This is a genomic window from Nitrospirillum iridis, from assembly GCF_014205765.1.
Taxonomy (GTDB): domain Bacteria; phylum Pseudomonadota; class Alphaproteobacteria; order Azospirillales; family Azospirillaceae; genus Nitrospirillum; species Nitrospirillum iridis.
Genome location: NZ_JACIIZ010000006.1, coordinates 333,996 through 352,445, shown reverse-complemented (window position 1 = coordinate 352,445; position 18,450 = coordinate 333,996). Strand labels below are relative to the sequence as shown.

At 66.4% G+C, this 18,450-nt stretch carries 12 protein-coding genes; 8 read left to right on the top strand and 4 right to left on the bottom strand.

What is annotated here, in order from left to right:
* Window positions 1-13: 13 nt before the first annotated feature.
* The 4 genes from narJ to FHS74_RS13115 are packed head-to-tail and all read right to left on the bottom strand — an operon-like array spanning window position 14 to window position 8,735.
* A complete protein-coding gene (gene narJ / locus FHS74_RS13130) occupies window positions 14-703 on the bottom strand; it encodes a nitrate reductase molybdenum cofactor assembly chaperone (RefSeq protein WP_184801089.1) in 690 nt (229 codons plus the stop codon).
* Window positions 703-2,229: a nitrate reductase subunit beta gene (gene narH, locus FHS74_RS13125; protein WP_184801087.1), complete on the bottom strand. Its 1,527-nt coding sequence runs from the start codon at window positions 2,227-2,229 to the stop codon at window positions 703-705. The genes narJ and narH overlap by 1 nt, the downstream gene beginning before the upstream one ends.
* The gene (locus tag FHS74_RS13120) at window positions 2,226-5,969 is read right to left on the bottom strand and encodes a nitrate reductase subunit alpha (RefSeq protein ID WP_184801085.1); all 3,744 of its coding nucleotides are present in this window, start codon (window positions 5,967-5,969) and stop codon (window positions 2,226-2,228) included. Before FHS74_RS13120 ends, narH begins: the two co-directional genes overlap by 4 nt.
* Window positions 5,970-5,984: 15 nt before the next feature.
* Window positions 5,985-8,735 (bottom strand): nitrate/nitrite transporter, encoded by a 2,751-nt coding sequence (locus tag FHS74_RS13115; RefSeq protein ID WP_184801083.1) that lies wholly within the window; start codon window positions 8,733-8,735, stop codon window positions 5,985-5,987.
* Between the two features lie 246 nt (window positions 8,736-8,981).
* On the opposite strand from FHS74_RS13115, the gene FHS74_RS13110 reads away from it, so the two are divergent.
* The 8 genes from FHS74_RS13110 to FHS74_RS13070 all read left to right on the top strand — a co-directional run bounded on the left by FHS74_RS13110 (window position 8,982) and on the right by FHS74_RS13070 (window position 18,217).
* A complete protein-coding gene (locus FHS74_RS13110) occupies window positions 8,982-9,674 on the top strand; it encodes a cyclic nucleotide-binding domain-containing protein (protein ID WP_184801081.1) in 693 nt (230 codons plus the stop codon).
* A gap of 284 nt (window positions 9,675-9,958) precedes the next feature.
* The gene (locus FHS74_RS13105; RefSeq protein ID WP_184801079.1) at window positions 9,959-11,134 is read left to right on the top strand and encodes a patatin-like phospholipase family protein; all 1,176 of its coding nucleotides are present in this window, start codon (window positions 9,959-9,961) and stop codon (window positions 11,132-11,134) included.
* A gap of 6 nt (window positions 11,135-11,140) precedes the next feature.
* Window positions 11,141-11,956: a polysaccharide deacetylase family protein gene (locus FHS74_RS13100; protein WP_343066911.1), complete on the top strand. Its 816-nt coding sequence runs from the start codon at window positions 11,141-11,143 to the stop codon at window positions 11,954-11,956.
* Window positions 11,957-13,231, top strand: coding sequence for a putative glycoside hydrolase (locus FHS74_RS13095; RefSeq protein ID WP_184801077.1), 1,275 nt, complete (start codon window positions 11,957-11,959; stop codon window positions 13,229-13,231).
* Window positions 13,228-15,504: an exo-beta-N-acetylmuramidase NamZ domain-containing protein gene (locus FHS74_RS13090; RefSeq protein WP_343066910.1), complete on the top strand. Its 2,277-nt coding sequence runs from the start codon at window positions 13,228-13,230 to the stop codon at window positions 15,502-15,504. Before FHS74_RS13095 ends, FHS74_RS13090 begins: the two co-directional genes overlap by 4 nt.
* A gap of 126 nt (window positions 15,505-15,630) precedes the next feature.
* The gene (locus FHS74_RS13085) at window positions 15,631-16,197 is read left to right on the top strand and encodes a nitroreductase family protein (RefSeq protein WP_184801073.1); all 567 of its coding nucleotides are present in this window, start codon (window positions 15,631-15,633) and stop codon (window positions 16,195-16,197) included.
* Window positions 16,198-16,723: 526 nt separating this feature from the next.
* Window positions 16,724-17,605 carry a manganese catalase family protein gene (locus tag FHS74_RS13075; RefSeq protein ID WP_246463100.1) on the top strand — a complete coding sequence of 294 codons (882 nt, stop codon included), beginning with the start codon at window positions 16,724-16,726 and terminating at the stop codon, window positions 17,603-17,605.
* 99 nt (window positions 17,606-17,704) lie between these two features.
* Window positions 17,705-18,217 carry a YciE/YciF ferroxidase family protein gene (locus FHS74_RS13070; RefSeq protein ID WP_184801066.1) on the top strand — a complete coding sequence of 171 codons (513 nt, stop codon included), beginning with the start codon at window positions 17,705-17,707 and terminating at the stop codon, window positions 18,215-18,217.
* The last annotated feature ends 233 nt before the right edge of the window (window positions 18,218-18,450 follow it).

Sequence of the window (18,450 nt, the reverse complement as noted above, 5' to 3'; positions counted from 1 at the left end):
GTCGCCTCCTCTTTCAAACGGCGCCGTGGCGCGCGTCGCGGCGCTCGGCGCGCAGGCGGGTGCGCAGGCGGTCGACGGAGCAGCCGTCACCGGGGGTGCCGGGGCCGAAGGTGACGGCGGCCTCCTCCCAGTCGGCATCCAGCGACGCCAGGTCATCGGCCGGTTCCGCATCCTCCGCCGGCTCGCCCGCCGTCGCGCCATCACCCGCCAGGGCCAGCAGCAGGGTGAAGATGGGCGCGTAGAGGGAGCTGCGCTTGGCCAGCCGCTCCTCCAGCGTCGCCAGGATGGCCGCCGTCTCGCCCAGCAGGGCGCGGGCCTCATCCTCCGGCCGGGTGGACAGGAATTCCAGGAACAGGGGCAGGTAGTCCGGCAGCTCATTCACCGCCAGCGACAGGCCGGCCGTTTCGTAATGGGCGGCCAAGTCGACCATGGCCTGGCCCCGGTCGCGGCTTTCACCGTGCACGTGCTCGAACAGGTGCAGCGACGTCCGGCGGCCGCGGTCGAACAGGTCGACATAGCCTTCCTGCAGGTCGTACAGGTCCCGGCCCGTCAGATCATTCAGCAGCGGTCGCAACAGCCCTTCGGCCGTGCGCCCCTGGGCGGCAACGAGGCTTTTGATCTCAGGCAGAACGGCGATCAGCGCCGGCGTGGGATAGGTCAGCAGCGCCGACAGCGCCTTGAAGGCAGGGGTGGTGGTGGCCATCACGCGATCTCCATCGGGTTGCGCGCCTTCTTCACGCGCGATGTGGCGAACAGGTTGGTGCCCGTGTCGCCACCCGAGCAGCCGTTGCCGAAGGAGAAGCCGCAGCCGCCGCGCAGGTCCTGGGCGTCCTGGCTCCATTCGCGATGGGCGGTGGGGATGACGAAGCGGTCCTCGTAATTGGCGATGGCCATGATCTGGTACATGTCCTCGATGGCGGCGCCGGTCAGGCCCACCTTGGCGGCGATGGCCCCGTCCAGACGGCCGTCCACCGTCTTGGCCCGCATGTAGCCGCGCATGGCCAGCATGCGCTCCAGCGCCAGGGCCACCGGCCCCTCGTCGCCGGCGGTCAGCAGGTTGGCCAGGTATTTCAGCGGGATACGCAGCGAGCGGACATCGGGCATGTCGCCGTCCAGCCCCATCTTGCCGGCGGCGGCGGCCGACTGGATGGGCGACAGCGGCGGCACGTACCAGACCATGGGCAGCGTCCGGTATTCCGGGTGCAGCGGGAAGGCCACCTTCCATTCCATGGCCATCTTCCAGATGGGGGAATGGCGCGCGGCCTCGATCCAGCTGTCGGGCACCCCGTCGGCGCGGGCCTGGGCGATCACCGCCGGGTCCTTGGGGTCCAGGAACAGGTCCAGCTGCGCCTGGTACAGGTCCTTCTCATCCGGCACGCTGGCCGCCGCCTCGATCCGGTCGGCGTCATAGAGCAGCACACCCAGGTAACGGATGCGGCCGACGCAGGTTTCCGAGCAGACGGTGGGCTGGCCCGCCTCGATGCGCGGGAAGCAGAAGATGCATTTCTCCGACTTGCCGGAAGACCAGTTGTAATAGATCTTCTTGTAGGGACAGCCCGAGACGCACATGCGCCAGCCCCGGCACTTGTCCTGGTCGATCAGGACGATACCATCCTCCTCGCGCTTGTAGATGGCGCCGGACGGGCAGACGGAGACGCAGGCCGGGTTCAGGCAATGCTCGCACAGGCGCGGCAGGTACATCATGAAGGTGTTTTCGAACTGGCCGTAGATTTCCTTCTGCACGCCGTCGAAGTTCACATCCCGCGACCGCTTCTCGAACTCGCCGCCCAGGATTTCCTCCCAGTTGGGGCCCCACTCCACCTTCTCCATGCGCTCGCCGGTAATGGCGGAGCGGGGACGGGCGGTGGGGAAGGCCTGGGATTCACGGGCGGTCTGCAGATGTTCGTGGTCGACCGTGTAGGGTTCGTAGAAGTCGTCGATCTCGGGCAGGTCGGGGTTGGCGAAGATGTTGGCCAAGATGCGCCACTTGGCCCCCATGCGCGGCTCGATGCGGCCATCGCGCCGCCGGCGCCAGCCCCCGTTCCAGCGGTTCTGGTTCTCCCACTCCCGGGGATAACCGATCCCGGGTTTGGTCTCCACGTTGTTGAACCAGGCGTATTCGACGCCTTCGCGGCTGGTCCACACGTTCTTGCAGGTGACCGAGCAGGTATGGCAGCCGATGCACTTGTCGAGGTTCAGCACCATCGCGATCTGGGCGCGGATCTTCATTCTGCGGCCTCCTTCGGGCCAGTGGTCAACAGGGGTTGTTCCAGCCAATCGACCTTGGCCATCTTGCGGACGACGATGAACTCGTCACGGTTGGCGCCCACGGTGCCGTAGTAGTTGAAGCCGTAGGCCTGCTGCGCGTAGCCGCCGATCATGTGCGTGGGTTTCAGCACCGTGCGGGTGACCGAGTTGTGGATGCCGCCGCGGTTGCCGGTCAGTTCCGAGCCCGGCGTGTTCACGATCTTTTCCTGGGCGTGATACATCATCATCATGCCCGGCTTGATGCGCTGCGAGACGACGGCCCGGGCCGTCAGCGCGCCGTTGACGTTGAACACCTCCACCCAGTCGTTGTCGACGATGCCCCCGGCCTTGGCGTCATCCTCGGAGATCCACACCACCGGGCCGCCCCGGTTCAGCGTCAGCATCAGCAAATTGTCGCTGTAGGTGGAGTGGATGCCCCACTTCTGGTGCGGGGTCAGGAAGTTGAGGACCAGTTCCTTGTTGCCGTTGGGCCGCAGGTCCTTGACCGCCGGGATGGTCTTGAGGTCCACCGGCGGCTTCCAGGTGACGAAGCCCTCACCGAAGGCCCGCATCCACAGATGGTCCTGGTACAGCTGCTGGCGGCCGGTCAGGGTGCGCCAGGGGATCAGTTCATGGACGTTGGTGTAGCCGGCGTTGTAGCAGACCTTCTCGCTTTCGATGCCTGACCAGGTGGGGGACGAGATGATCTTGCGCGGCTGGGCCTGGATGTCCCGGTAGCGGATCTTCTCATCCTCCTTGGCCAGGGCCAGGTGGGCATGTTCGCGGCCCGTGGCCTTGGACAGCGCCTGCCACGCCTTCACCGCCACCTCGCCGTTGGTCTCCGGCGCCAGCATCAGGATGGCCTCGGCGGCGTCGATGTCGGTCTCAAGGCGCGGCTGGCCCCGGGCGGCGCCTTCGGCCTGCACGCCGTTCAGCTGGCCCAGGGCCTCCACCTCGTGCCCGGTCTTCCAGGTGATGCCCTTGCCGCCGTTGCCCACGTCGGCCAGCAGGGGGCCCAATGCCGTGAAGTGGTCGTAGAGGTGGGGATAATCGCGGCTCACCACGCTGACCGAGGGCATGGTGCGGCCGGGAACGGGCTCCACCTCGCCCTTGGCCCAGTCCTTGACGTCCAGCGCCTGGGCCAGTTCCCCGGCCGTGTCGTGCAGGATGGGTGTCAGGACCACGTCCCGCTCCACCCCCAGCACCTCGGGCGCCACGCGGGAGAAGGTTTTAGCCAACTCCTTATAGATGTCCCAGTCCGACCGCGCCTCCCACGCCGGGTCCACCGCCGCGGACAGCGGATGGATGAAGGGATGCATGTCGGAGGTGTTGAGGTCGTTCTTCTCGTACCAGGTGGCCGTGGGCAGCACGATGTCGGAATAGACGCAGGTGGTGGACATGCGGAAATCCAGCGTCACCAGCAGGTCCAGCTTGCCCTGGGGGGCCTGGTCGCGCCAGACGACGTCCTGGTTGCGCACCGCCCCTTCCGCGCCCAGGTCCTTGCCCATGACGCCATGGGTGGTGCCCAGCAGGTGCTTCAGGAAATATTCGTGGCCCTTGCCGGAGGAGCCCAGCAGGTTGGACCGCCAGACGAACATGTTGCGCGGCCAGTTGTCGGGGTGGTCCGGATCATGGCAGGACAGTTCCAGCTCCCCCGACTTCAGGCCGCCCGCCACATAGTCCTTGACCTCCAGCCCGGCGGCCTGGGCACGGGCGGCGAGGTCCAAGGGGTTCTGGCGCAGTTGCGGGGCGGACGGCAGCCAGCCCATGCGTTCCGCCCGCGCGTTGTAGTCGATGAAGCTGTGGCCCCACTCGCCCTCCGGCGCCGTGGGGGACAGGATTTCCGCAGCCGTTAGCGTCTCGTACCGCCATTGGTCGGTGTGGGCGTAGAAGAAGGAGGTGGAGTTCATGTGGCGTGGCGGGCGGTTCCAGTCCAGCGCGAAGGCCAGTGGCTGCCAGCCGGTCTGCGGCCGCAGCTTCTCCTGCCCCACATAGTGGGACCAGCCGCCGCCCGATTGGCCGATGGCGCCGCAGAACACCAGCAGGTTGATGACCCCCCGGTATGCCATGTCCATGTGGTACCAATGGTTGATGCCGGCGCCGATGATGATCATGGACCGGCCATTGGTCTTTTCCGCGTTGGTGGCGAATTCACGGGCCACCGTGATGATGGCGTTGCGCGGCACGCCGGTGACGCGTTCCGCCCAGGCGGGCGTGAAGGGCACGTCGTCGTCATAGCTGGCGGCCACGTTACCGCCACCGAAGCCGCGATCGAGGCCATAGTTGGCCATCATCAGGTCATGGACGGTGGCGACCTTCACCTGGCCGCCATCGGCGGTCGTCAGCGTGCGGCAGGGCACGCTGCGGGTCAGGATCTCGCCATGGTCGGTCGCCACGAAATGTTCCGTGGCGCGACCGCCGAAGTAGGGGAAATCGACGGCGGTGATCTCCGCCCCCGGCGCCGCGAGCGTCAGGGCCAGGCGCACGTCGCGGCCGTCGCCGTCCTTTTCCTCCAGGTTCCACTTGCCGGTTTCGCCCCAGCGGTACCCGACGGAGCCCTGGGGCGCCACCAGGTCGCCGGTCGCCTCGTCGATGGCGACGGTCTTCCAGTCGGGGTTGTTGCCCTGGCCCAGGCCGCCCGGCAGATCCGAGGCGCGCAGCAGCCGTTCCGGCACCAGGCGCCCGTCACGCTCCACCAGGCGCACCAGGAAGGGCATGTCGGTGTAGCGGCGGGTGTAGTCGTCGAAGTAGGGAACCTGCCGCTCCAGGTGGTATTCGCGCAGGATGACATGGCCCATGGCCAGCGCCAGCGCCGCGTCCGTGCCCTGCTTGGGGTTCAGCCAGATGTCGGCGAACTTCGTCGCCTCGGCATAGTCGGGACTGACGACGGCACTCTTGGTGCCCTTGTAGCGAACCTCGGTATAGAAATGGGCGTCCGGCGTGCGCGTCTGCGGCACGTTGGACCCCCAGACGATGATGAAGCCGGCGTTGTACCAGTCCGCCGATTCCGGCACGTCCGTCTGCTCGCCCCAGGTCTGCGGGCTGGCGGGCGGCAGGTCGCAATACCAGTCGTAGAAGGACATGCAGACGCCGCCCATCAGGGACAGATAGCGCGAGCCGGCGGCGTACGAGACCATGGACATGGCCGGAATGGGGGAGAAGCCCACCACCCGGTCCGGCCCGTGGGCGCGCACCGTGTGGGCGTTGGCCGCCGCGATGATCTCGTTCACCTCGTCCCAGCTGGCGCGCACGAAACCGCCGTGGCCGCGGATGGAGATGTAGGACGCGCGCTTGGCCTCGTTACCGACGATGGAGGCCCAGGCGGCCACCGGCGGTAGGGTGGCGCGGGCCTGGCGCCACAGCTTCAACAGGCGGCCCCGCACCATGGGATATTTCACCCGCGCGCCGGAATAGAGATACCAGCTGTAGGAAGCGCCACGGGCGCAGCCGCGCGGTTCATGGTTGGGCAGGTCGGGCCGCGTGCGGGGATAGTCGGTCTGCTGCGTTTCCCATGTCACGATGCCGCCCTTGACGTAGATCTTCCACGAACAGGAACCGGTGCAGTTCACGCCATGGGTGGACCGGACGATCTTGTCGTGCTGCCAACGCTTGCGGTAGCCGTCCTCCCACGAGCGGTCCTCGTTGGTGACGATGCCGTGGCCGTCGGAAAACCGTTCGGCGGTGCGCCGGAAGAACGTCAGCCGGTCGAGAAAATGAGACATCTGTCCCGTCCCCTATTATTCGGCCGCAGCCGGATGAGTGGGCGCGCCGCGGCGGGCGCGCTCGATGTCGTGCAACAACCCGCCCTTGCGGGTGTAAACGGCCCAGGTCAGGACCACGCAGGTCACGTAGAAGCCGAAGAAGGCCCACAGCGCCGCCTGCGGCCCGCCCGTCAACGCGATGGCGGTGCCGTAGCTTTTCGGGATGAAGAAGGCGCCGAAGGCGGCGATGGCCGATGTGAAGCCGGTGATGGCGGCGGCCTCGGTCGCGGCATGGCGCTGCCGGGTCACCGCGTCCGCCTCCGGCATCAGCCGGGCCATCTCGCTGCCCATGATCGCCGGGATCATCTGGAAGGTGGAGGCGTTGCCCACGCCGGTGGCGAAGAACAGCAGCAGGAAGGAGAGGAAGAAGCCGGTGAAGGCGTGCGGCTGCTCCTTGGTGCCGATGAACCACAGCACACCGCCGACGCCCGCCATCATCAGCAGGAAGGCCCCGACCGTGACCCGGCCGCCGCCATGGCGGTCGGCCAGCCACCCGGTGCCGGAGCGGGACAACGCCCCGACCAACGGCCCCAGGAAGGCGAACTGCAGGGCGTTCACGTCCGGGAACAGGGTCTTGGCCAGCAGGGGGAAGCCCGCCGAATAGCCGATGAAGGAACCAAAGGTGCCGGTGTAGAGCCAGCACATGATCCAGTTGTGCCGGCGGCGGAAGATCACCGCCTGATCGGCGAAGGAGGCCTTGGCCGAGGCGATGTCGTTCATGCCGAACCAGGCGGCGAAGGCCGACAGGGCGATGAAGGGCACGAAGACGAAGCCGGCGTTCTGCATCCACATCGGCGTCGGGCCCGCCGGCCCCTTCACCAGGGCCGGATCGCCGCCCACCCAGCCGAAGATGCCGGCGGTGATCACCAGCGGCACGACGAACTGGACGACGCTGACGCCCAGGTTGCCCAGGCCCGCGTTCAGGGCCAGCGCGTTGCCCTTCTCCGCCTTGGGGAAGAAGAACGAGATGTTGGCCATGGAGGAGGCGAAGTTGCCGCCGCCGAAACCGCAGAACAGCGCCAGGATGAGGAACACGGCGTAAGGCGTGTCCGGGCTTTGCACGGCGTAGCCGATACCCAATGCCGGGATCATGAGCGACCAGGTGGCCAGCGTCGTCCACAGCCGCCCGCCGAAGATGGGCACCATGAAGGAATAGAAGATGCGCAACGTGGCACCCGACAGCCCCGGCAGCGCCGCCAGCCAAAACAGCTGGTCCGTGGTGAAGCGGAAGCCCACCAGGGGCAGCTTGGCCACCACCACCGACCAGACCTGCCAAATGGCGAAGGACAACAGCAGGGCGGGGATGGAGATCCACAGGTTGCGGCGGGCGATGCGCCGGCCCTTGGCCGCCCAGAAATCCGGGTCTTCCGGCCGCCAGTCGGTCAGGACCGCCCCTTCCTTCTTCGCCGTCGGCACAGGTGCCGGCATGCCCTGCATCTCCGGGAAGGGCGGCAGCGCGTCCAGCACAGGGCCCGCCGCCGCCTGCTCCATGCGGCGGACGGACAGGTGCATCCACGCCAGCGCCACGCCGACCAGCAGGAACAGCGCCATGAAGCAGCTGGTCCACAAGCCGGTGACGTCCAGCAGCGTGCCGAACAGGATGGGCAGGACGAAGCCGCCCAGGCCGCCGATCATGCCCACCAGGCCGCCCACCGCACCCACATGCTGCGGGTAGTAGACAGGGATGTGCTTGTAGACGGCGGCCTTGCCCAGCGCCATGAAGAAGCCCAGCACAAAGACGGTGACGGTGAAGGGGATCAGGCCCATTTCCAGATGGAAGGCGACGGGCCCCCGGGCGCCGTGCACGACATAGTCGGTCGGCGGGTAGGACAGGATGAACGTGGCCACGATCGACACCAGGAAGGTCCAGTAGAGGACGCGCCGGGCGCCATAGGTGTCGGACAGGTGCCCGCCATAGGCGCGGAACAGGCTGGCTGGGACCGAGAAGGCGGCGGCGATCATGCCGGCGGCGCGGATGTCCACCCCGTAAACCTTGATCAGGTATTGCGGCAGCCACAGGGCCAGGGCCACGAAGGCGCCGAAGACGAAGAAGTAATAGAGGGCGAAGCGCCAAACCTGAACGTTCCTCAGCGGCTCCATCTCCAGCCACGCGGCGGGGGCCTTGCGTCCCTCCCGCCGGCGGGCCACCAGCACCGGATCGTCCTTTGTCGTGAACCAGAACACCACGGCCATGAGCACCAGCCCCGCCGCCCACACTTGGGCCACCATCTGCCAGCCGTAGGCGATGAGGACGAAGGGTGCCAGGAACTTGGTGACGGCGGCGCCCACGTTGCCGGCACCGAAGATGCCCAGCGCCGTGCCCTGCCGCCCCGGTGGGAACCAGCGCGAAACATAGGCCACGCCCGCGGCGAAGGAACCGCCGGCGATGCCCACGCCCAATGCCGCGAGCAGCATCTGCGGATAGGTATGGGCATAGGACAGCAGGAAGGTGGCGACGGCCGCCGACAGCATGGTCCCCACCAGCACCAGCCGGCCGCCATACTGGTCCGTCCACACCCCCAGCGCGATGCGGATCAGTGAGCCTGTGAGGATGGGGGTGCCGACCAGCAGGCCGAACTGGGTCTCGGACAACCCCAGTTCCTGCCGGATGCGGATGCCGATGATGGAAAAGATCGTCCAGACAGCGAAGCAGACGGTGAAGGCGAGCGTGCTCATGGCCAGCGAAATGCGCCGGTCAGCGGCAACTGCGTCAGGATGGGCAGACATCAATGGTCCCCGGCCGTTGGAAGGCGCGATCGTATCCGCGCCGGTCAAAGGCTATGAATTGACCGAAAGATGAGCCTTGATTTGAATCAACAATTATTGGGATCCCAACGAGGAATTTCTGCGAATTGAAAGTATTGATCCGGCAATTGCTGTTTTTAATACTATTCTTTGATGGATTTTATACTGCCACTTGACAAATATCAAGCGCCGCTGTTTACTGGCCCAACCTTAAAAAGGGGACGCCGCATGCGGCCTGACGACGCGATTGAAATCCGGGCTTTGCCCCTCTTCCGTGGGATTCGGGAGGAGACTTTCGCTGAGCTGGTGGCGACCGGCTTCCTGCAGCGCTTCCCACCGGGGGTCACACTGATCCATGAGCACGACCCTGCGGACTTCCTTCATGTTGTGGCGGATGGCCTGGTGGAAATGTATGCCGCCTCATCCGGCCGGGAGACGACGATAGAAGTGGTCCAGCCGTTGGGCGCCTTCATTCTCGCCGCCGTCCTGAACGATCAGGTTTATCTGCAGTCGGCCCGCACGCTGGAAAAGTCACGCATCGTGATGATCCCCGCCGCCAAGGTCCGCGAGTGCGTGGAGACGGATCCCGCGTTCATGCGGGCCGTCATCATGGAACTGGCCCGCGGCTACCGCCGCGCCATCAAGGACGTCAAGAACCTGAAGCTGCGCACCAGTGCCGAACGCCTGGCCAACTGGATCCTGCGCGAGGCCGACATACAGGGCGGCTTGACCGTGACCCTGCCCTTCGAGAAACGGGTCCTGGCCTCACGCTTGGGCATGACGCCCGAAAACCTGTCCAGAGCCTTCGCGACCTTGCGCACCCAGGGGGTGGATGTGACAGGAAGCCACATCGAAATCAAGGATGTCGTTCTGCTCACCCGTTTCGCCCAGCCAGACCCTTTGATCGACCACGAGGAGTGAAGCACGCGCCGCTGTCTGGCTGGTCGTCGCCATGGGGCTGACCAGCCGGCTATTCATGCCAACGTTGAAACGTGACGCTGGCGTGGATCGGGCGACGACGTGAATGGAACGCCGGAAAGCCAGAAATCGCGGCATGAAATGTTTGGGGGGCAAGGGTTGAGACACATCAACGACAATCCCCCCTGATTTGCGGAGGCTGTGGCTGGCGAGGGGCCGGCTGGAGCGGCGCGGCCCTCCTCTTCCCGAAGGGGGGCGCCCCGGATACTCCAGCCCCGTTGAGATCCATGCCCGACACGGCACTCCTCAAGACCCATCGCGCCAGCGCGCGCCCCCCGTTCCAGCGCATCGCCTTGGTCCTTCAGGGGGGTGGGGCCCTGGGGTCCTACCAGGCTGGCGCGTATGAAGCCCTGGCGGAAGCGGACCTTCACCCCGACTGGGTCGCCGGCATGTCCATCGGTGCCATCAACGCGGCCCTCATCGCCGGCAACCGGCCCGAAGACCGCATTACCCGGTTACGGTCGTTCTGGGATGAGGTGACAGGGGCGCCGCAACCCCCGGGCTGGGTGGAAAGACTTATGTCATCCGGCATGGACGGTGAGATCCAGCGCACCCTGCTGAACCATCTGAGCGCCGTGACCGCCACCATGGCCGGCGTTTCCGGGATGTGCGCTCCCCGGCCCATTCCCCCTTGGGCATCCTTGCCGGGCGGGGCGTGGGCGACCAGTTTCTATGACACCACGCCGTTGCGCCGAACGCTGGAACGCTTGGTGGATTTCGACCGCATCAACGCGGGTCCCATGCGTTTCAGCGTCGGCGCCGTTAACGTCGAGACCGGCAACTTCGTCTACTTCGATACCAGGACCCACACCATCGGGCCGGAGCATGTGATGGCCAGCGCCGCCCTGCCGCCGGGCTTTCCGGCCGTGGAGGTGGAGGGCGAGTTCTATTGGGATGGCGGGTTGGTGTCCAACACCCCCCTGCAATGGGTTCTGGAAGGGGACGTGCACGAGGACACCCTGACATTCCAGGTGGATTTGTGGAACGCGCGGGGAGACCTGCCCACGGATCTCGCCGAGGCCGTGACCCGGCAGAAAGAGATCCAATATTCCAGCCGCACGCGCGCGGTTACCGATGAATTCCGGCGTAAGCAACGGCTGCGTTACGCGATCGCCGCCCTGCTGGATGATCTGCCGGCACCGGCGCGCGACCTGCCCGCGGCCCACCGATTGGCCGCCGAGGCCGACCACAAGGTCTTCAACATCATCCATCTGATTTATCACGCCAAGCACCATCAGGGCAGCACCAAGGACTTTGAGTTCTCACGGCTGAACATTGGTGAGCACTGGGCGGCCGGCTATCAGGACACGGTGCGGACCCTGCGCCATCCCGAAGTGATCCGCCGTCCGGACTCCCTGGACGGGGTCTTCACCTTCGACGTGGCCGTCGATGGCAGGGAGTAGGTTCGGGTGAAGCGGAACCTCACGCGATGCCGCACGATTTGCCTGGCCATCGTCGCTCTGATCCTGGCCCCGCTCGCGTGCGTGGCGCAGACCCCGGTTGAGCCGGGCATTCCCATCCTGGCCTACCACCGGTTCGACCCGTCGACCACCGGCCCGACGACCGTCAGGACGCCGGTCCTTGAACGGCAACTCGACTGGCTTGAGACGCACCAGTATCAGGTCGTGCCGCTAAGCCAGGTGGTGGACGCCCTGCGCGGCGGCGGGCGGGATATGCTGCGGGCCGACACCGGGCATGCCGTCGCCATCACGGTCGATGATGGCCATGTCTCCGTCTACACCCAACTCTATCCTATCATCCTGCGGCGGAACGTCCCCGTCACCCTGTTCATCTATCCCTCGGCGATCTCCAACGCCTCCTACGCGCTGACGTGGGAGCAACTGGCGGAGATGGTCAAGTCCGGGTTGGTGGAGGTGCAGTCCCATACCTTCTGGCATCCGGATTTCCGCAAGGAACGTGCCCGCCGCACGTCCGATGACTACCGCGCCTTCGTCAATTCCCAGCTCGTCCGGTCGAGGTCGACGCTGGAACGCCGCCTTGGCGCGCGGGTCGACATGTTGGCCTGGCCGTTCGGCATCATCGACGCGGACCTGCAATCGGCGGCGGAGCGCGCCGGGTATCGCGCGGCCTTCGCTTACGAGGGCGGGTGCGCGGTGCCTGGATCCCCACCCTACGCCCTTCCCCGCATCCCGGTTTCCAATCAGGCCGGCGCCGCGTTCGGCGCGCTGCTGGCGCCCGCCTCCGCGAGAAAGCCCCCACCCTGAATGTTCCGACGGATCCTTCATAGCATCGCCCTCGCGGCTTGCCTGCTGCCGGCCCTGGTCCAGTCCGCCATGGCGACGGAGGGCAGGGTCGTCGATGCCGCCACCGGCATACCCATCGCCGGTGCCACCTTGGTGGCCGATGGACATGCCGTGCCGGTGGACGACGGGGGCCGCTTCCAGTTCCAGGCCACCGGCACCGTGTTTGCCCGCGCGCCCGGCTACCGGGCCGGCAGCTTCCCGATTGCGGCGCTGCCGGCGGCCAATGCCGTTCTCCGCCTTGAACCCTTCACGCCCAAGGCGCTTTACCTCACCGTCTACGGCATCGGCGCCAGCAGCCTGCGGGAACCCGTTCTCGCCCTGATCCACGAAAAGGGGCTGAACGCCCTGGTCATCGACATCAAGGGCGACAGGGGCCTGGTCCCCTATCCCAGCGCCACGGCGGCGGCCGTGGCGGGGGCCCGACAGGTGACGACCATCCCCGACCTCACGGCGCTGACGGCCATGCTGCACGCCCAGGGTATTTACGCCATCGCCCGCATCGTCACCTTCAAGGACCCGCTGCTGGCCGCCAGCCACCCTGAGCTGGCGGTGAAACGCAGCGATGGCGAGCTTTTCCGCGACAAGGAGAAACTCGCCTGGACCGATCCCCTGCAGCCGGCGGTGCGCGACTACAACATCGCCATCGCCATCGAGGCGGCGCGCGCCGGCTTTGATGAGATACAGTTCGACTATCTGCGCTTTCCGGATTCCGCCCAGCGGCTTCGGTTCGCGGGACCCACGGCGGAAAAGGACAGGGTGGCCGCCATCTCCGGCTTCCTGGCGGAGGTGCGCCACCGCCTCCAGCCCTACAACGTCTATATCGCGGCGGACATCTTCGGCTACGTCTGCTGGAACCTGGACGACACCGGCATCGGCCAGCGCCTGGAAGAGCTGGCGCCGCAGGTGGACTACCTGTCCCCCATGCTCTACCCGTCAGGCTTCCAGTACGGCATTCCCGGATATCGCAACCCGGTCAACCATTCCTATGAGATCGTGCGCCTATCGCTGGAAAACGCGCTGTCCCGGCTGAAAATATCGCCGAAGCGGTTCCGTCCCTGGCTGCAGGCGTTCAAGGACTATGCCTTTGACCGTCGCGCCTTCGGCGCCAGCGAAGTGCGCCTGCAGACGAAGGCGGCCGACGATGTGGGGGTGGATGGATGGATGCTGTGGAACCCCCGGAATGTCTATGGCGACCTGGAGATGAAGCCGCCGCCCGCCCGCCAGGCGGCAAGGTGATCGTCTGGTTGCGTCACGGGGCGCGAGCGCTGCTCTGCGTCCTGCTGCTGGCGGCGGTGCCGGTCCAGGCGCGCGCCGCGGGACCGGCCCTGGCGCCAATGACCGCCGCCATCGACGCCGCCGTGCAGGAAGAGATCGCCGCCCGACACATGCCGGGGGCCGTGGTGTTGGTCGGGGGGCGCGACGGCACGTTCTACCGCAATGCCTGGGGGTTGCGCCGGGTTCAGCCGGACACGGCGCCGATGACGGTCGACACGGTGTTCGACCTCGCCTCCCTCACCAAGGTGCTGGTGACCACGACGGCGGTGATGCAACTGGTGGAAAAAGGGACGCTGCGGCTGGAGGCGCCCGTTTCCCGCTATTGGCCCGCCTTCGCCACCCATGGCAAGGCCGGTATCACCATCGGGATGCTGCTGACCCACACCTCCGGGCTGCGCGCCGACCTGGACTTGACGCACAGCTGGACCGGGGCCGCCGCCGCGCGGGCCCGGCTGCTGATGGAGACGCCGACCAGCGCGCCGGGAGAACGCTTCCGCTACAGCGACCTGGATTTCATGGTGCTGGGTGAGGTCGTGCAGCGTGTCAGCGGCCTGTCCTTGGCGCCTTATGCCGCGCGGCACATCTTCCGGCCCTTGCGCATGGCCGATACCGGCTTCCTGCCCCGCCCGGATCTTCGATCCCGCATCGCCCCCACCAACGTGCAGGAGGGACGCCTGCGGTGGGGCCAGGTCAACGACCCCACCGCCTATCGCATGGGCGGCGTCGCCGGTCATGCCGGCGTCTTCGGCACGGCGGATGACCTTGCCCGTTTCGCCCGCATGCTGTTGAACGGCGGCGCGCTGGAGAAACGGCGCCTGTTGAAAGCCAGTTCGGTCGCCCTCATGACCAGCCCGCATGTCCTGCCGGGCGGGGTGGTGCGGGGCCTGGGCTGGGACATGGCGTCACCTTACGCGGGCGGCCAGGACACCGCGTTCGGGCCGGCCTCTTACGGGCACACCGGCTACACCGGCACCTCGCTATGGATCGATCCGGAACGGGGCTGCTACCTCATCATCCTGACCAGCCGCCTGCACCCTGCCGACCAAGGCGACGCCCGGCCGCTGCGCCGACGGCTTGCCGAGGCGGTGGCCGCCGCCTGGGCGCCACCGGTGCGTACCGGCATCGACGTGCTGGCGGGCCAAGGCTTCGCCCCGCTGGCGGGCAAGCGGGTGGCGTTGCTGACCAACCAGACGGGCGTGGACCGGCACGGCCGCCGGACCGCCGATCTGCTGGCGCGGGCCCCAGACGTACGCCTGGCCCTGCTGCTCAGCCCGGAGCATGGCCCGCAGGGTGACCGCGAGGGACGGATCGCCTCGGGAGTGGACGCGTCCACCGGCGTGCCCATCCTCAGCCTGTATGGCGCCAACCGCCGCCCGCCCCCGGAGGCACTGGCCGGCCTGGACGCGATCGTCATCGATATCCAGGACGCGGGCGTGCGGTTCTACACCTACGCCACCACCATGGCCTATGTCCTGGAGGCTGCGGCCACCGCCCGCATCCCGGTCCATGTGCTGGACCGGCCCAACCCCATCACCGCCACAGCGGTGCAGGGGCCCGTGCTGGATGCGGACCGGCTGTCCTTCACCGGCTATTTCCCTCTGCCTGTACGGCACGGCATGACGCTGGGGGAACTGGCCTTGCTGTTCAATGGCGAGAACGGCATCGGCGCGGCGCTGACGGTCACTCCCGTGAATGGCTACCGCCGCGACAGCTGGTACGACGAAACCGGCCTCCGCTGGGTCAACCCTTCCCCCAACTTGCGATCGGTGGATGAGGCCGCGCTCTACCCCGGCGTGGCGCTGGTCGAGGGCAGCGCCGTCAGCGTCGGGCGTGGGACGCCCACCCCGTTCGAGGTGGTGGGCGCACCATGGATCGACGGCGCGGCCCTGGCCGACCTGCTGGGGGCCAGGGCGATTCCCGGCGTACGGTTCGCGGCCACGACCTTCATTCCCACGGCGGATCGCCATGCCGGCGTACCCTGCCATGGCGTGCGCCTGATGGTGACCGACCGGGCGGCGCTGGACAGCCCCCTGCTGGGCATCGAACTGGCGGCGGCGCTGTACCGGCTTTATCCTGAACGCTTCCACCTGGACGACACGCTTGGCCTGATCGGATCCAAGGCGACGGTGGAGGCCATCCGCTCCGGCATCGACCCGCGCGCCATCGCCGCCGGATGGGAGACGGACCTGGCGGCCTTCAAGGCGTTGCGGGCCAAGTACCTGCTGTATCCATAGGCGCGCCGACGTGATCCATCTCAAGGCGCGCCACGCCACTCCATACGACACTCCACCCCATCGGCGCGCGTCGGGCCCGGCGTGCCGGCCGGTGAAGAGGGCGGGCCTATCGCACGGGAGGGGACGATGGATCTCTTCGACGCCCTGCATAACCGCCGCGCCATCCGCGCCTATAGTGAATCCGGTGTCGCCGCGAGCCAAATCCGCTCGGTGATCGACGCCGCCATCGACGCCCCCAGCGGCATGAACCGCCAGCCCTGGTCTTTCGTCGTGGTGATGGACCGTTCCCGCCTGCATCTGTGGTCGACCCACGCCAAGGCCTTCCTGCTGAAGGCTCTCGACGGCCAGCCGGAACTGAAGCCGATGGAAAGCCACCTGGCCGATCCCGCCTTCAACATATTTTATGACGCCCCTGCCCTGATCGTGGTTTGCGCCACCCAAGCCGACGCCATGGCCCAGCAAGACTGCTGCCTGGCGGCCGAGAACCTGATGTTGGCCGCCTACGGCCATGGCCTGGCGACCTGCTGGATCGGCCTGTCCCACGCCTGGCTGAACAGTGCCGCTGGCAAGGAGGCGCTTGGCCTGCCCCCGACCCTGCAGGTCGTGGCGCCCATCATCATTGGCCACGCCCGGGAAGGCGCCCCGCCGAAGCCGCAGCGCAATCCGGCCAGCATCACCTGGATCGGCCATTGAACGACCCGCCCCTGCGGGCTGCCGTGCCTTCACACCAGTTCGGGGTTGACCGGGTAGGGACCCACCAAGGTCTTGGATCGTGTCCCTGGAGGCGGTGTAGCTCGCGCTTTGGCGTCGTGGTTGCATTATGTCTGCGGCGAAGCGCGGGCCGCGCGGAGGCGGGGGGTTCCGATCGAGGGGATTTGCCTCTATCCGGTGACCGACTATCCAGGCTGGGATGATGAAAGATGCTGCGCCGCGGGCCTGCTCTCCGCCCCCGACGGCATCGGTCGGCGCTCCCTCTATGCGCCTTTGGCCGAAAAATTGCGAAACCAGCAATGGATGGAGGCCGAAAAGAGTGATTTTATCGTATATGTCAATGATTTGTCCGGATAAAGGCAGGGATAAAAGGAACTAATATGGATGGCGTATAATATATCGGTTCAAATCTTATTTTTGGAACCTTTGTGATTTCCTCGTGTTCATTATTCGCAATGACCAGATTGATGGATCAATCCATCGGGAAATGCGGAGATCACATATGTTTATGCACAACAAGTGTCTGCAATATACCGTCCGGGTGGCGGAGCCGAACCCGGTGTTGGCCAGCCTGATGCTGGAGCAATTCGGCGGTCCGCAGGGCGAATTGGCCGCCGCCATGCGCTATTTCACGCAGGCGATCGCCGAATCGGACAGTGGCCGCAAGGACATGCTGTTTGATATCGCCACCGAGGAACTGAGCCATCTGGAAATCATCGGCAGCATCGTCGCCATGCTGAACAAGGGCATCAAGGGTGAACTGGCCGAGGCCAATATGGCTGAGGCCGACCTGTACGCCGCCCTGAACCAGGGGGGTAACAGCCACACCCAGTCTTTGCTGTACGGCGGCGGCCCCGCGCTGACCAATTCCTCCGGCGTGCCGTGGAGTGCCGCGTACATCGACACCATCGGTGATCCCACCTGTGACCTGCGCTCGAACATCGCGGCGGAGAGCCGGGCCAAGATCGTGTATGAGCGGCTGATCAACGTCACCGACGACGCCGGCATCAAGGACGCGCTGACCTTCCTGATGACGCGCGAGATCGCGCATCAGAAATCGTTTGAGAAGGCGCTGTACGCCATCGAGCCGAACTTCCCGCCCGGCAAGCTGCCCGGGCTGCCGGAATATGCCGATCTCTACGTCAACGCCTCGCAGGGCGATGGCGACGCCGAAGGTCCGTGGAATACGGGCGATCATTGGGAACGTCTTGACGACGTTGAGGGCAACCTGCCCCTTGACGACGGCGATGGCCTGGCTTCCGTCACCATGACCAGGGCCCAGGAACAGGCCGCCATGGAGTTGAGGAAGCGGACCCAATCCAACCCCTCCAGCAATCCGATCACCGGTGCCGACCTCGGTTCAGGGGCGATCGTGCTGGAAGACGCCTGACTATCGGATGGCGACGACGGTGAACGCCGTCGCCATTCCCCCGACGGGCGCGTCTGATGGGCGCGTGCTGACCCGAACCCAATTCAGAAGGTTGACATCATGGCCACCCAGAAGAACCTGCACAGCATGTTTATCGAGGAACTGCGCGATATTTACAGCGCCGAGCGCCAGATTATCCGCGCCGTTCCCAAGCTGGTGAAAGCCGCCTCTTCCCCTGAGCTGAAGCAAGCGCTGGAAGAGCATCTTGAAGAGACGCGCGGTCAAGTCGAGCGGCTGGACAAGGCATTCGAGGCGCTGGACACCGGCGGACGCAGCCGGGGCAAAAAGTGCGAGGCGATGGAAGGCATGCTGGCGGAGGCCAATGAGTTGCTGGACTCCGGCCTTTCCCCGGAAGCCCTGGACAGCGCCATCATCGCGGCGGCCCAAAAGGTCGAACATTACGAGATCGCCAGCTATGGCTCCGCGATCGCGTGGGCCAAAGCCTTGGAGCGGACCGAGGTGGCGGAAATCCTGACGCAAACCTTGGAGGAGGAAAAGAAGGCCGACGCGTTGCTGAACAAGGTGTCGGCCAAGGTCAACAGCACGGCCGCGGGCCAGGCGCAGGCCGCCTGAAGGCAGGTCAGGCGCTGGGGCGATGATGCCCCCTATCAGGTCGTACGTTTGGCCCCGTCGGCGGGAACGCCGGCGGGGCCTGAGCTTTTGGGGCTGGTCTCCAAGGCGGGCCGGGGAAGGCGCCCAAACGCTCCCGGGCGAGGCCAGTCCATAGCGGTTCGGGCGGCGCACCGTGGCGCTGTCCGGATGGCCGGCCGCATTGGGCACTGCGACTGGCGACATGTCTTGGCCAC